This is a genomic window from Silvania sp. (assembly GCF_051656365.1).
Lineage (GTDB): Bacteria > Pseudomonadota > Gammaproteobacteria > Enterobacterales > Enterobacteriaceae > Enterobacter > Enterobacter hatchlandensis.
Window position 1 is genome coordinate 60,699 of the sequence record NZ_JBOGBT010000023.1, and the last position, 14,813, is coordinate 75,511.

The 14,813-nt window shown below is 54.5% G+C and carries 13 protein-coding genes and 1 tRNA gene; 7 read left to right on the forward strand and 7 right to left on the reverse strand.

The features are described from left to right. Positions 1-316: 316 nt before the first annotated feature. The 7 genes from proV (at position 317) to emrB (ending at position 8,666) form a co-directional block, all read left to right on the forward strand. On the forward strand, positions 317-1,519 hold the full coding sequence (proV, locus tag ACRDD5_RS04270) for a glycine betaine/L-proline ABC transporter ATP-binding protein ProV (RefSeq protein ID WP_438676038.1): 1,203 nt from the start codon (positions 317-319) through the stop codon (positions 1,517-1,519). Then, a complete protein-coding gene (gene proW, locus ACRDD5_RS04275; RefSeq protein WP_438676039.1) occupies positions 1,512-2,582 on the forward strand; it encodes a glycine betaine/L-proline ABC transporter permease ProW in 1,071 nt (356 codons plus the stop codon). Before proV ends, proW begins: the two co-directional genes overlap by 8 nt. A gap of 9 nt (positions 2,583-2,591) precedes the next feature. Beyond that, the gene (gene proX, locus ACRDD5_RS04280) at positions 2,592-3,587 is read left to right on the forward strand and encodes a glycine betaine/L-proline ABC transporter substrate-binding protein ProX (protein ID WP_271281901.1); all 996 of its coding nucleotides are present in this window, start codon (positions 2,592-2,594) and stop codon (positions 3,585-3,587) included. Between the two features lie 189 nt (positions 3,588-3,776). Next, the gene (locus tag ACRDD5_RS04285) at positions 3,777-4,961 is read left to right on the forward strand and encodes an MFS transporter (RefSeq protein WP_271281900.1); all 1,185 of its coding nucleotides are present in this window, start codon (positions 3,777-3,779) and stop codon (positions 4,959-4,961) included. Positions 4,962-5,272: 311 nt separating this feature from the next. Next, a complete protein-coding gene (mprA, locus tag ACRDD5_RS04290) occupies positions 5,273-5,803 on the forward strand; it encodes a transcriptional repressor MprA (RefSeq protein WP_271281899.1) in 531 nt (176 codons plus the stop codon). Positions 5,804-5,929: 126 nt separating this feature from the next. Next, positions 5,930-7,102: a multidrug efflux MFS transporter periplasmic adaptor subunit EmrA gene (emrA, locus tag ACRDD5_RS04295; protein ID WP_438676040.1), complete on the forward strand. Its 1,173-nt coding sequence runs from the start codon at positions 5,930-5,932 to the stop codon at positions 7,100-7,102. A gap of 16 nt (positions 7,103-7,118) precedes the next feature. Beyond that, positions 7,119-8,666, forward strand: coding sequence for a multidrug efflux MFS transporter permease subunit EmrB (gene emrB / locus ACRDD5_RS04300; RefSeq protein WP_271281897.1), 1,548 nt, complete (start codon positions 7,119-7,121; stop codon positions 8,664-8,666). Between the two features lie 66 nt (positions 8,667-8,732). Here emrB and ACRDD5_RS04305 read toward each other — a convergent pair whose 3' ends face one another. The 7 genes from ACRDD5_RS04305 to ACRDD5_RS04335 form a co-directional block, all read right to left on the reverse strand. Beyond that, positions 8,733-10,469 carry an FKBP-type peptidyl-prolyl cis-trans isomerase N-terminal domain-containing protein gene (locus tag ACRDD5_RS04305; protein ID WP_438676041.1) on the reverse strand — a complete coding sequence of 579 codons (1,737 nt, stop codon included), beginning with the start codon at positions 10,467-10,469 and terminating at the stop codon, positions 8,733-8,735. After that, positions 10,466-10,834 carry a hypothetical protein gene (locus ACRDD5_RS04310; RefSeq protein ID WP_271281895.1) on the reverse strand — a complete coding sequence of 123 codons (369 nt, stop codon included), beginning with the start codon at positions 10,832-10,834 and terminating at the stop codon, positions 10,466-10,468. The genes ACRDD5_RS04305 and ACRDD5_RS04310 overlap by 4 nt, the downstream gene beginning before the upstream one ends. 263 nt (positions 10,835-11,097) lie before the next feature. Next, entirely contained in the window at positions 11,098-11,613 is a 516-nt protein-coding gene (gene luxS / locus ACRDD5_RS04315; RefSeq protein WP_271267416.1) for an S-ribosylhomocysteine lyase, read from the reverse strand. 152 nt (positions 11,614-11,765) lie between these two features. Further along, entirely contained in the window at positions 11,766-13,310 is a 1,545-nt protein-coding gene (gshA, locus tag ACRDD5_RS04320; protein WP_271281894.1) for a glutamate--cysteine ligase, read from the reverse strand. A 71-nt stretch (positions 13,311-13,381) separates the two neighbouring features. Continuing rightward, positions 13,382-13,810 (reverse strand): VTT domain-containing protein, encoded by a 429-nt coding sequence (locus ACRDD5_RS04325; protein ID WP_271281893.1) that lies wholly within the window; start codon positions 13,808-13,810, stop codon positions 13,382-13,384. After that, positions 13,807-14,373, reverse strand: coding sequence for a fructose-1-phosphate/6-phosphogluconate phosphatase (yqaB, locus tag ACRDD5_RS04330; RefSeq protein WP_438676042.1), 567 nt, complete (start codon positions 14,371-14,373; stop codon positions 13,807-13,809). Before yqaB ends, ACRDD5_RS04325 begins: the two co-directional genes overlap by 4 nt. Positions 14,374-14,500: 127 nt before the next feature. After that, positions 14,501-14,577, reverse strand: a tRNA-Arg gene (locus tag ACRDD5_RS04335). Positions 14,578-14,813: the final 236 nt, after the last annotated feature.

Below are 14,813 nucleotides of genomic sequence, written 5' to 3' on the forward strand. Positions count from 1 at the left end.
CAGGACGGGAATATAATTCCCCTGATTTCGGCGTGTTATTTTCCCCCAATCATCACCGTCATTCCTCTGTCATATTCTCCTGCTTCATCGTAATTCTCACCTGAATTGCCCTTACAATAAGATATTTCCGAAGAAAAATTGATCCACCGCTCAGCCCTTATCTCATGGGAAATTCAGCCAGGTCATCGGCGGCAAAATTCATGCCACATGCTAATCGAGGGTTGTCTCAGATTCTGAGTATGTTAGGGTATGACCCGTTAATTATTCTACTGGTAATGATATCGACATAAACAAATAACAGGACATTTTCTATTGCATGGCAATTAAATTAGAAGTTAAGAATCTGTATAAAGTATTTGGCGAGCACCCGCAGAGGGCCTTCAAATATATTGAAAAAGGACTTTCAAAAGAACAAATCCTGGAAAAAACCGGGCTGTCGCTTGGCGTTAAAGACGCCAGTCTGGCCATTGAAGAAGGCGAGATTTTTGTCATCATGGGATTATCCGGCTCGGGTAAATCCACTATGGTTCGCCTTCTCAATCGCCTGATTGAACCCACCCGCGGACAGGTGCTGATTGATGGCGTCGACATCGCCAGAATATCGGACGCTGAACTCCGTGAGGTGCGCAGAAAAAAGATTGCGATGGTCTTCCAGTCATTTGCCCTGATGCCGCATTTAACGGTATTACATAACGCGGCATTTGGCATGGAATTAGCCGGTATCCCGACCGGTGAACGTCAGGAAAAAGCGCTGGATGCGCTGCGTCAGGTGGGGCTGGAAAATTACGCCCATGCCTACCCGGATGAACTCTCCGGCGGTATGCGCCAGCGCGTTGGTCTGGCCCGTGCATTAGCCATCAATCCCGATATTTTATTAATGGATGAAGCTTTCTCGGCACTCGATCCCTTAATTCGTACCGAGATGCAGGATGAGCTGGTAAAACTGCAGGCAAAACATCAGCGCACCATTGTCTTTATTTCCCACGATCTGGATGAAGCGATGCGTATTGGCGATCGAATTGCCATTATGCAAAACGGCGAAGTGGTGCAGGTCGGTACCCCGGATGAAATACTCAATAATCCGGCCAACGACTATGTGCGCACCTTCTTCCGTGGGGTGGATATTAGCCAGGTCTTTAGTGCCAAAGATATTGCCCGTCGCACGCCAAACGGCATTATTCGTCGCACCCCCGGCTTTGGCCCGCGCTCGGCGCTGAAATTACTTCAGGATGAAGATCGCGAATACGGCTATGTGATTGAACGCGGCAATAAATTTGTTGGTGTGGTCTCTATTGACTCCCTGAAAACCGCGCTCAGCGAAAACCAGGGTATCGATACGGCGCTTATTGACGTCCCCCTTGCCGTGGACGCCGAAACGCCGCTCAGCGAGCTGCTCTCCCACGTCGGCCAGGCGCCGTGTGCGGTACCGGTCGTCGGAGAAGAACAACAGTACGTCGGCATCATCTCAAAACGCATGTTGCTGCAGGCTTTAGATCGCGAGGGGGCAAACAATGGCTGATCAATCTAACCCGTGGGGAACCACCGAGGCGGCGGACAGCGCGGCACAATCTGCTGACGCGTGGGGTGCCGCACCGGCGGCAGCACCTACAGACGGCGGCGGTGCTGCCGACTGGCTAACCAGCGCACCTGCGCCTGCGCCAGAACACTTCAATATTATGGATCCGTTCCATAAAACGCTGATCCCGCTCGACAGCTGGGTGACCGAGGGCATCGACTGGGTGGTGACCCACTTCCGTCCGCTGTTCCAGGGCATTCGCGTGCCGGTGGATTATATCCTTAACGGCTTCCAGCAGCTGATGCTGGGGATGCCTGCCCCGGTGGCGATTGTGATTTTCTCGCTGATTGCCTGGCAGTTTGGCAGCGCGGGAATGGGCATCGCCACGCTTATCTCGCTGATTGCGATTGGTGCGATTGGGGCCTGGTCGCAGGCGATGATCACCCTGGCGCTGGTGTTGACCGCCCTGCTGTTCTGCGTGGCGATTGGCCTGCCGATGGGGATCTGGCTGGCGCGCAGTCCCAGAGCCGCGAAGATTATTCGGCCCTTGCTGGATGCGATGCAGACCACTCCGGCGTTTGTCTATCTGGTGCCCATTGTGATGCTGTTCGGGATCGGTAACGTGCCGGGTGTGGTGGTGACGATTATATTCGCCCTGCCGCCGATTGTGCGTCTGACCATTCTGGGGATTAACCAGGTGCCGGCGGATCTTATCGAAGCGTCGCGTTCGTTTGGTGCCAGCCCGCGCCAGATGCTGTTTAAAGTCCAGCTGCCGCTGGCGATGCCCACCATTATGGCGGGGGTTAACCAGACGCTGATGCTGGCGCTGTCGATGGTGGTGATCGCCTCAATGATCGCCGTTGGCGGACTCGGCCAGATGGTGCTGCGCGGGATTGGCCGTCTCGATATGGGACTGGCGACCGTGGGCGGCGTGGGGATCGTGATCCTCGCCATTATTCTTGACCGCCTGACGCAGGCCGTCGGTCGCGACTCGCGCAGTCGTGGCAACCGTCGCTGGTACACCACCGGCCCAATCGGGTTACTCACCCGACCTTTCACACAATAAGGAACAACGATGCGACATAACGTACTTTTTGCCACAGCGTTTGCCACCCTTGTCTCTGCCAGCAGCTTTGCTGCTGACCTGCCTGGCAAAGGCATTACCGTTCAACCGGTTCAGAGCACCATTTCCGAAGAGTCATTCCAGACCGGGCTGGTGAGCCGGGCGCTGGAGAAGCTGGGCTACACCGTCAGCAAGCCGAGCGAAGTGGATTACAACGTCGGTTACACCTCGATTGCTGCGGGTGACGCCACCTTTACGGCGGTGAACTGGCAGCCGCTGCATGATGATATGTATGCCGCAGCGGGCGGCGATAAGAAGTTTTATCGCCAGGGGACGTTCGTGACCGGTGCCGCGCAGGGTTATCTGATCGACAAAAAAACCGCCGACCAGTACCACATCACCAATATTGAACAGCTGAAAGATCCGAAGATTGCCAGACTGTTCGACACCAACGGTGACGGCAAGGCCGACATGATGGGCTGCTCGCCGGGCTGGGGCTGTGAAGCGGTGATTAATCACCAGAACGAGGCGTTCGACCTGGCGAAGACCGTTACCGTCAGCCATGGCAACTACTCAGCGATGATGGCCGACACCATCGCCCGCTTCAAAGAAGGCAAGCCGGTTATTTACTACACCTGGACGCCGTACTGGGTGAGCGACGTGATGAAGCCGGGTAAAGATGTGGTCTGGCTGCAGGTACCGTTCTCTTCCCTCCCGGGCGAGCAGAAAGGTATCGACACCAAACTGCCTAACGGCATGAACTATGGCTTCCCGGTGAACACCATGCATATTGTGGCGAACCTTGCCTGGGCCGAGAAAAACCCGGCGGCGGCGAAGCTGTTCTCGGTAATGAAACTGCCGCTGGCGGATATCAATGCGCAGAACGCGATGATGCATGCAGGCAAATCGTCCGAAGCCGATGTCCAGGGCCACGTTGACGGCTGGATCAAAGCCCACCAGCAGCAGTTTGACGGCTGGGTGAACGAGGCGCTGGCAGCGCAGAAGTAAGTTCGTTTCCCCTCACCCTGCCCTCTCCCACAGGGAGAGGGTGATTGAGTTCCCTCTCCCTGTGGGAGAGGGTTAGGGTGAGGGCCTCAAACCGCACAATCCATCACCACAAAATTCCCCTCCTCTGCCTGCATCCGTTATTATGGTTTCCGAAAAAATAATCACTCAACTAATGATTTCAAAAACCTAATGACAAAACCCAATCAAGGGCTTAGCCCTGCACTGATCCTGCTGATGTCAGTGGCAACCGGTCTGACCGTCGCCAGTAACTACTATGCGCAGCCGCTGCTGGAAACCATCGCCCGCAACTTTTCACTCTCGGCCAGCTCCGCCGGATTTATCGTCACCGCCGCCCAGCTCGGATATGCGGTGGGCCTGCTGTTCCTCGTTCCGCTGGGTGATATGTTCGAACGCCGGGCGATGATCGTCTCCATGACTCTACTGGCTGCAGGCGGGATGTTGATCACCGCCTCCAGTCAGTCATTGACGATGATGATCCTCGGTACCGCCCTGACCGGCCTGTTCTCGGTAGTGGCGCAGATTCTGGTGCCGCTGGCCGCGACCCTCGCATCACCGGATAAGCGCGGTAAAGTGGTGGGTACCATTATGAGCGGCCTGCTGCTGGGGATTTTGCTGGCGCGTACCGTCTCGGGGCTGCTGGCAGGCATCGGTGGCTGGCGTACCGTGTACTGGGTGGCGTCAGTGCTGATGGTCTTTATGGCGCTGGCCCTTTGGCGCGGCCTGCCGAAAGTGAAGCAGGAAAATACCCTCAACTACCCGCAGCTTCTCGGCTCGGTCTTCAGCCTGTTCACCCATGATAAGCTGCTGCGCACCCGTGCGCTGCTGGGCTGTTTTACCTTCGCCAACTTCAGCATCCTCTGGACCTCAATGGCCTTCCTGCTCGCCTCCCCACCGTTTAACTATTCCGAGGGGATGATTGGCCTGTTTGGCCTGGCGGGCGCGGCGGGCGCGCTGGGCGCACGACCGGCGGGCGGCCTGGCGGATAAGGGGAAATCGCACCTCACCACTACCGCCGGACTGGTACTGCTGCTGCTCTCCTGGGCAGCCATCTGGTACGGACACGTCTCGGTGCTGGCGCTGATTGTCGGGATCCTGGTGCTCGATCTCACCGTCCAGGGGGTGCATATCACCAACCAGACCGTGATTTACCGCGTCAAGCCGGATGCGCGTAACCGTCTGACCGCTGGGTACATGACCAGCTACTTTATCGGCGGTGCTGCCGGTTCCCTGATTTCTGCCTCGGCGTGGCAACATGCCGGCTGGAGCGGCGTCTGCGCGGCTGGCGTGGTGGTCGCGGTGCTGAATCTACTGGTCTGGTGGCGCGGCTATCATCTCCAGCAGGCAATTCACTAAGGTTTACATTCGTTTGGGGCGTCTTAGGGTATTAAGACGCCCCTCAGTCTGTTAAGGTGACTGAATCATTTACATCAGGAATTTATATGTGGGGAATGTATTAAAAAACCGCATGAATAGTTAATTTCTGAGAGTAAATCCCCGTATTGCCAGTGTAATCCCCTCCCTTCTGTGCTTACCGGGTCACGGATCTACCCGGCACTTGATGACAGTGAGATTTGTCTGACGGATTTATTCCGCGCAAATAATTCATTTACATTATTTGTCACTGTCGTTACTATATCGGCTGTAATTAATGAGGTTATGCCCAAATGGATAGTTCGTTTACGCCCATTGAACAAATGCTTAAATTCCGCGCCAGTCGCTACGCTGATTTCCCTTATCAGGAAATCCTGTTAACGCGTCTCTGCATGCACATGCAGGGCAAGCTGCTGGAAAATCGCAATAAGATGCTGAAAGCTCAAGGGATTAACGAGACGTTATTTATGGCGTTGATTACCCTGGAGTCTCAGGAAAATCACAGCATCCAGCCATCAGAGTTAAGCTGCGCGCTGGGCTCGTCCCGTACCAATGCGACCCGTATTGCCGATGAGCTGGAAAAACGCGGCTGGATTGAGCGCCGTGAAAGCGACAACGACCGTCGCTGTCTGCATCTGCAACTGACCGAGAAAGGTCACGATTTCCTGCGTGAGGTCCTTCCTCCTCAGCACCATTGTCTGCATCAACTCTGGTCTTCTCTGAGTGGCACCGAGAAAGAACAGCTCGAGCAGATCACGCGCAAGCTGCTCACCCGTCTGGACCAGATGGATGAAGATGGCGCCATCCTTGAGGCGCTGCGCTAACGCGACGACACGCTCTAAAATCCAGATTCATAAAAAGAAAACCGACAGGCCAGCAGGTCATACTGCTGGCCTTTCTGATAACAGGTCGGCTCAGCCGATGTGAAAAATAAGATCGTGGAGAAAAACATGAGCGCAAATGCGGAGAACATCACCCCGCAGCAACCAGCTAACAAGAAAGGCAAACGCAAGCGCGCCCTTCTCGTGCTGACCTTGCTCTTTATTATTATTGCCGTGGCATATGGGATTTATTGGTTTTTAGTACTGCGTCATTCTGAAGAAACAGATGATGCGTACGTGGCAGGGAACCAGGTTCAGATTATGGCGCAGGTGTCGGGCAGCGTGACGAAAGTCTGGGCTGACAATACCGACTTTGTGCAGAAAGGCGATGTGCTGGTGACGCTGGATCCCACGGATGCCCAGCAGGCGTTTGAAAAAGCCCAGACCGTGCTGGCCTCGAGCGTGCGTCAGACCCGTCAGCAGATGATCAACAGCAAGCAGCTGCAGGCCAGCATTGACGTGCAAAAAACGGCGCTGGCCCAGGCGCAAAGCGACTTCAACCGTCGCGTACCGCTCGGCAGTGCTAACCTGATTGGCCGCGAAGAGCTGCAGCACGCTCGTGATGCGGTAGCCAGTGCTCAGGCCCAGCTCGACGTCGCTATTCAGCAATTCAACGCCAACCAGGCGATGGTGCTGAATACCACGCTCGATCAGCAACCGGCAGTGAAACAGGCTGCAACCGACGTGCGCAATGCCTGGCTGGCGCTGGAGCGAACCAAAATCGTCAGCCCGATGACCGGCTATGTCTCCCGCCGTGCCGTGCAGCCTGGGGCGCAGATCAGCACCTCAACGCCGCTGATGGCGGTGGTTCCGGCGACGCATCTGTGGATTGACGCAAACTTTAAAGAGACCCAGCTGGCGCATATGCGTATTGGCCAGTCGGCGACGGTCGTCAGCGATATCTACGGCGACGAGGTGAAATACACCGGTAAAGTTGTCGGCCTGGATATGGGCACCGGCAGCGCCTTCTCTCTGCTGCCAGCCCAAAATGCCACCGGGAACTGGATCAAAGTGGTTCAGCGTCTGCCGGTACGTATCGAGCTGGACGAGAAGCAGCTGGCCGATCATCCGCTGCGTATCGGTTTGTCGACGCTGGTGACGGTTGATACCGCTAACCGCGACGGTCAGATGCTGGCAAATCAGGCGCGTACCAATCCGGCTTACGAAAGTAATGCCCGTGAAATTAGCCTTGAGCCGGTGAATAAGCTGATCGAGGACATCGTGAAGGCAAACGCCGGTTAATCCGAAGGTGAGCGTTATGCAACAGCAAAAACCGCAAAAACCGTTGGAAGGCGCGCAGCTGGTTATCATGACCATTGCGCTGTCGCTGGCGACCTTCATGCAGGTGCTGGACTCCACCATCGCTAACGTGGCGATCCCGACCATCGCCGGGAACCTTGGCTCATCCCTGAGCCAGGGGACATGGGTGATCACCTCATTCGGGGTGGCGAACGCTATCTCCATCCCGATTACCGGCTGGCTGGCAAAGCGCGTCGGGGAAGTGAAACTCTTCCTGTGGTCGACCATCGCTTTTGTTATCGCCTCCTGGGCGTGCGGGATGTCCAGCAGCCTTACCATGCTGATCTTCTTCCGCGTGATCCAGGGGATTGTGGCCGGGCCGCTGATCCCGCTGTCGCAAAGCCTGCTCCTTAACAACTATCCGCCCGCCAAACGCGCTATCGCGCTTGCGCTGTGGTCGATGACGGTGATCGTCGCGCCAATCTGCGGGCCGATTCTGGGCGGCTTTATCAGCGATAATTACCACTGGGGCTGGATCTTCTTTATCAACGTGCCGATTGGTGCGGTAGTGGTGCTACTGACCCTGCAGTCATTGCGTGGCCGCGAAACCCGCATCGAGCAGCGACGCATTGATGGCGTAGGGCTGGCGCTGCTGGTTCTGGGCATCGGCAGTCTGCAGATCATGCTCGACCGCGGCAAAGAGCTGGACTGGTTTGCCTCGCAGGAGATCATCGTCCTGACCGTGGTGGCAGTGGTGGCGATAAGCTTCCTGATTGTCTGGGAGCTGACCGACGATAACCCGATAGTCGATCTCTCGCTGTTTAAGTCGCGCAACTTTACCATCGGCTGTTTGTGTATCAGCCTTGCCTACATGCTTTACTTTGGCGCCATTGTGCTGCTGCCACAGCTGTTGCAGGAGGTATACGGCTATACCGCAACCTGGGCGGGGCTGGCGTCAGCGCCGGTCGGGATTATCCCGGTACTGCTGTCGCCGATTATCGGTCGCTTTGCCCATAAGCTCGATATGCGTCGGCTGGTGACGTTCAGCTTCATTATGTATGCGGTGTGCTTCTACTGGCGTGCGTATACGTTTGAGCCGGGGATGGACTTTGGCGCCTCCGCGTGGCCGCAGTTTATCCAGGGCTTTGCCGTGGCGTGCTTCTTTATGCCACTGACCACCATTACGCTCTCCGGCCTGCCGCCGGAACGGATGGCGGCGGCATCCAGTCTGTCGAACTTTATGCGTACCCTGGCGGGGTCTATCGGGACCTCGATGACCACCACCATGTGGACCAACCGGGAGTCGTTGCACCATGCGCAGCTGACCGAATCGGTGAATCCGTTCAATCCGCAGGCTCAGGAAGTGTATGGTCAGCTGCAGGATCTGGGGATGACGCAGCAGCAGGCGTCCGGCTGGATTGCACAGCAGATCACCGCTCAGGGATTGATTATCTCGGCCAACGAGATCTTCTGGATGTCGGCGGGGGTGTTCATCGTGCTGCTGGGACTGATATGGTTTGCCAAACCGCCGTTCGGGGCGGGTGGCAAAGGCGGTGGCGCGCACTAAGCTGCCTTGCGACAATAAAAAACGGATCTGCATGCAGATCCGTTTTTTTTATGCTTAAGCGGTGTGCTATTTGATGCCGACAATCTTAATGGTGATCACCGAAACCGTACCCGGCGGGACAAAGCCCGGGATACCCGCTTCGCCGTAAGCCTGCTTCGCCGGGATATGGATTTTCGCCACGCCGCCAAGCCCCAGCTTTTTGACCACCGTCTGATACAGCGGCGGCAAATCTTTCACGTGAGTGGCGCGGATCTCTTTGTCAGACATCACCTTGCCCGTACCCAGCACTTCATTCAGCTCAGTGATGATATCGCTGTTCGTGGTGACCAGCGGCGCTTCACCCACTTCAACGATCCGGTATACCGAACCTTCCGCCGTCTTCACTGCACCCCGCTCTTTCGCCGCTTTATCGAGCAGGATTTTACTCTGCTTCTCGTTTTCCGCTTTGGTGGAGACGAACTGCTTTTTCTGCAGCTTATCGAGATCCATCAGCTCACTGGATATTTTGTCCTGCGTCAGCTGGACCTTATTATTGACCTTGTCGTTGAAGCCTTGCATGAAGGCATTGAGATCCAGCTTTTTACCCACGCTGGTCATTTTGTCTTTTTCACGCGAAGCGTTATCGCCGTACCACGTCCCTACCGCGTAGCTGGTACGGGTATCCTTCCCGCTAGCGGCATCAATTTTCACGCCTTTCGTCGCTGGGGCATCTTTGCCGGCTTCGGCTTTTGCCTGCTGGCTGGCAAGCGTCAGCTCCTGTACCCTTTTATCCTGCTGCTGGGCTTGTTGCTGCAGGGCGGCATTTTGCGCTTTAGTTTCTTCGAGCTGTTTTTTCAGGCTGGCAAAGTCTTTGTCCGCCGCGTCCAGCTTGCTCACCAGCTGGGATGTTTTCTCTTTTTCGCTGCCGGCATCGGTTTGCTGGACTGTCAACTGCGCCTGTTGAGCCGCGATAAGCTTTTTCGCATCCTCAAACTGGCTGGCCACGATATCCGCTTTTATACGCTCGTTTTTGAGCACGGTTTCCAGTTCTAGCTTCTGCTTTTTGAGCGTATCCAGCTGCTGTGCAATATCACTCGCCTGGGCGGAGGTTTTGTTCAACTGTTCCGTTAACTCAACGCTTTTTTGCTTGTCGCCGGTGCTGGACGATTTTATGGCGGTCAGCTGATCTTCAAGGACTTTTATCTGATTCTGGGCATCGGCGAGCTGCTTGCTTAACGCTGTACGTTGGTCTGTTGACTGCGTGAGCTGTGCGGCTAAAGCGGCACTCTTCTCTTTTGCACCACTGGACGCGTTTTTGAGCGTCGCAACAAGGCTTTCCAACGCCAGTTTTTGCGCACTGGTCTCTGACTGCTGTTTCTTCAGCGCGAGCATGTCTTCGCTATGATCGTTGCGGCTCTGCCCGGCTGCCGCCGCTTTTTCGAGGGCGGCTTTTTCATTTTGAACCGCGGCCAACGCCTGGCTTAGCGCGGCGATTTTATCCTTCGCCGTCTGGAGTTGACTGCTCAGATGTGTCAGCTTCTCCTGCGCAAGGGCCGCACGCTGCGCATCCCGTGCTGCAGCCTGTCGGGATCGGGCTTCAGAAACAGGCGCAGGCTTCGCTTTAGGCGGAGCGGGTGCAGGGAGCGATGAGGGCGTTTGGTGTCTTGATGGGGTCACTTCAGGTGCGATAAAGGGATTGGGTGAATCATTGCCGATAATGTTCTCTTTATTCAGCTGATCCAGCAATTCTGTTCCTGCAGAAGACGACGTCCCTGTCGACAGTAATAATCCGCAGCAAAGTGCTGCACTAAAATATTTATTCATAATTTATTCATTTCATTCGCGCGGTTCATCATATTGGAATAGACGGTACTGCGGATCCTGACACAAACTAATGATAACTTTTTATTAATCTCCGTCAGCATCACCTCAGAAGCGTTCTCATCCACCAGCGATTTATTTGCCTCATAAATCTTATAATTCTTATTAATATTATCGAATTGCTTGCGGTAAGACTCATACGCAACGGGGTCTAGTTTTTGCAGCGCCGAAAACTCCTGATAGCACTGTGCTTCCTGCTTACGCTCAGCAGGGGCCTTGGCGATTGGCGTAGTGGGGGTGGTCGAACTGCATGCTGAAAGTAAAAGTGCAGAAAATAGAATCGCGGAGCCAGTAAAATGAAATTTCATATATCCCTCTGAATCATCATTCACTCCATGAATATGAACAGAGCTATCATTATCGCAACGATATATAATTACGATAAATGGATGTCACCATCATTATCCATAGATGTGATATATATAAATAACTACCATATGTTGGCAGCAATAATAGACACAAAAAAAAGGATTCACAACGAGAGATATTGTTTTAGGAATTTATAAAGAAACTAATTACGGCGGTTATTAAATACACCCGGCGCACTCAATACTGAGGGCCGGGTGATCGACTAGATGTGCAGTTCCTGCAGCTTGTCTTTTGGCAGTGCCAGCTCTTCGTTACTGTTCACGCGAACATCACGCTCAAGGATATGACGGGCAATCTCTTGCGCCTCTTCCAGAGAGTGCATCTCGTAGGTACCGCACTGGTAAACGTTCAGCTCCGGGATCTGGTTCTGCTCTTTCACTTTCAGCACATCGGCCATCGCCGCTTTCCAGGCGTCAGCGACGCGGGCTTCCTGCGGCTCACCAATCAGGCTCATATAGAAACCGGTACGGCAGCCCATCGGGGAGATATCGATGATCTCAACGCCATTGCCGTTGAGGTGATCGCGCATGAAACCGGCGAACAGATGCTCCAGGGTATGAATGCCGCGCTCCGGCATCACTTCTTTGTTCGGAATGCAAAAACGCAGGTCGAATACGGTGATCGTATCGCCATGCGGAGTATGCATGGTCTTCGCAACACGTACAGCAGGCGCTTCCATACGGGTATGGTCGACAGTAAAACTATCTAATAACGGCATACGTCACCTCCGAAAGTGATTTTTTTTAAAATAAACTGAACTCTTCTTACCAACGCGACTCTGAGTATATGAAAGACGCGCATTTGTTATCATCATCCCTGTTCTTCAGAGATGTTATTTTGGCCACAGCGATGTGGCCTTTTTCTTTTCTGTCAGGCGTTTTTCGCCAGAAACGCAGCAAACGACTCCGTATCCGCCGCTTCAATCTCACGCTGACGCGCCACAGAGGCTTCACGTTCAGCGGCAAAATCCGCTTCACTTAATATCTCCAGCGGCTCCTGCTGCAGACTATCGCGATACTGCGCCGCGAGCGAACGTCCGGTGCCGCCAATCCCCTGATCGATCATCGAACGCAGAATACGCGCCGAGAACGTCAGGTCTGGATTATCAAAGCTTTCAACCAACTGGTCGCAGACTTTCTGGTATTCCTCACCACCGTACACGCTGTCCATCGTCTGGGCCACGCGCTTAAGATCGCGGAACAGATCTTTACCCACTTTCGCCAGCGGGAACTGAGCGGTTTCGCAGCCAATGCCCAGCGTCAGGCCAGGCTTACGCCCTTCCAGAATCACGCGATTCCAGTTAGTGCGCGTACACAGCAATTCGTCGGCACTCATCTCTGGCGCATCGGCCAGCACGCACCAGACCATAAACAGGTCGAGGAAGCGCACCTGCTGCTCATCCACACCAATCGGCGAGAATGGGTTGATGTCGAGAGAACGCACTTCGATGTATTCAATGCCACCGCGTTGCAGCGCATCAGACGGTGTTTCACCGCTGCGCGTAACGCGTTTCGGGCGGATCGGCGCGTACAGTTCGTTCTCAATCTGCAGAACATTACTGTTGATTTGCAGGCGCTTACCGTCTTTTTCGAGTCCGATCTTTTCGTACTCTTCCGACGGGGTTTTGATCGCCCGCTTTAATCCTGCCACATACTCGTGCAGGTCGTTAAACGTAATTCCGAGATTGCTTTGCGACTTATTGGTATAACCCAGGTCGCTCAGGCGCAGAGAGGTTGCGTACGGCAGGTAATACATCCCGCAGTCGGTTTTCTCAAACGGCAGCGTGGTCGGTTTGCCCTGCAGGAAAGAGGAGCAAATCGCCGGCGATGCACCGAACAGGTACGGAATAACCCAGCCAAAGCGATAGTAGTTGCGGATCAGGCGGAAATAACCCGCAGAGATCGCTTCTTTATCCGTCTCACCGCATTTCGCCTGCCAGAATGCCATCGGCAACGAAAAGTTATAGTGCACGCCAGAAATCGTCTGCATCAGCGCGCCATAGCGATTTTTTAATCCTTCGCGATAGAGCGTTTTCAGACGACCGATATTTGAGGTGCCGTACTGCGCCAGTTCGATGTCCTGACCCTGGTCGATGTAGCACGGCATGCTCAATGGCCACATCCGCTCGTCACCCAGATTGCGGGCGCTGTAGCGGTGAATGTCGCGCATAATCGTCAGCATGTGATCAATATCACCGTCTACCGGCGTAATGAACTCCAGCAGCGCTTCGGCGAAATCGGTGGTGATCCATGTGTGTGTCAGCGCCGAACCCAACGCCTGTGGGTGGCCCGTCGTTGCAAGACTGCCATCCGCGTTAACGCGCAGCGTTTCGCGCTCAAGACCACGCTGAATACCCTTCAGAGCCTGAGGGTGGTTTTCCAGCCAGGCCAGTGCCTGTGATACGTCCGGGATCAATTCGACCTCCCGCCTGTCAAAATCATTTTATTTAGCATAATTGTCATGGTTCAAGGTCACAAACAGTCCAATTAGTGCCACCACGTCATACCCTGCAAAGTGACGACCGCCACAAGAACATAGCGCAACGCTTTGCCAAGGCATAAAAAAAAGAGCACTGGCCCCCAGGAGATGCGCATCCATCCCGCCAGCAGACACAGTAAATCACCTATTACAGGCATCCAGCTTAATAAAAGCGTGGCAGCGCCATAGCGTTTTAGCCAGCCCGCTGCCTTTTCCTGCCAGCGCGATGTTTTGCGTAGCGGAAAGAATCGCCCAAGAATAACGTTAGTCAGCCCTCCAAAGCTATTACCCATTGTTGCTATTACTACAAGTAACCAGGGCTGACTGAGGCCTGATAGCAGCATGGCAACCAGCACAACTTCGGAATTACCGGGCAGAAGCGTGGCGCTTAAAAAACTGCTGGCGAATAAAGAGGCTAGTGACAGCACGTCACTCACAGTAAGCGGACGTCCACGGCAGCCATTCCTGCGGCAAGCGCGGCCTGAATACCGAAATCGGCATCTTCAAACACGACGCATTTTGCAGGCGCTACGCCCATCCGCTCTGCACAAAGCAGGAAGGTATCCGGTGCAGGTTTATGATGTGCCACATGATCGGCAGCAACGACCGCAGAAAAATAATGACGCAGGCCCAGATGGCTCAGTAGAGCTTCAGCAATCGCGCTTTCACTGCCCGTTCCCACCGACATCGGACGGCGACCGTGCCAGGTTTTAACAACCTCAATCAGCGGTAGCGGTTGCACGGTATCCAGCAGCATCGCTTTTACCGCATCGGTTTTTTCGCGCGCCAGCATGTGTGGATCCAGACTGGCCTGGTTCAGCTCGATGACCGCCTGCGCAATACGCCAGGTCGGCGAGCCGTTAAGAGCCACCATCGCTTCTAAATCAAAACGCAGACCATATCGGCCAAGAACATCATCCCAGGCTTTGCGGTGCGTCGGTTCGGTGTCGAGGAGGGTGCCATCCATATCGAAGATCAGGCCGTCATACTGTGCGTACATCGTGCTCTCGCAGAAGGATTACAAAACGTTACTTTATCGTATGTAAGGGTTTTTGTCGCTGATTCTGGCTGGGATAAGAAAGAGTATGACGAACAATTAAACTGCTGAGGGGAATGACAAGAAGTGATGGTGCATCCGGGAGGATTCGAACCTCCGACCGCTCGGTTCGTAGCCGAGTACTCTATCCAGCTGAGCTACGGATGCATCAGGGTACTGCGTTCAAAAATAGTAAATGGTGCATCCGGGAGGATTACTCGGCTGCGCCTCACCCTTAGGGCCGTTGCTAACGCAACGTTATCCCCCCTGGTGCTTGCGATTGTCTCGCAGACCATGAAACAACAGTATGGCTGTTATCTCGGAGAATATGGTGCATCCGGGAGGATTCGAACCTCCGACCGCTCGGTTCGTAGCCGAGTACTCTATCCAGCTGAGCTACGGAT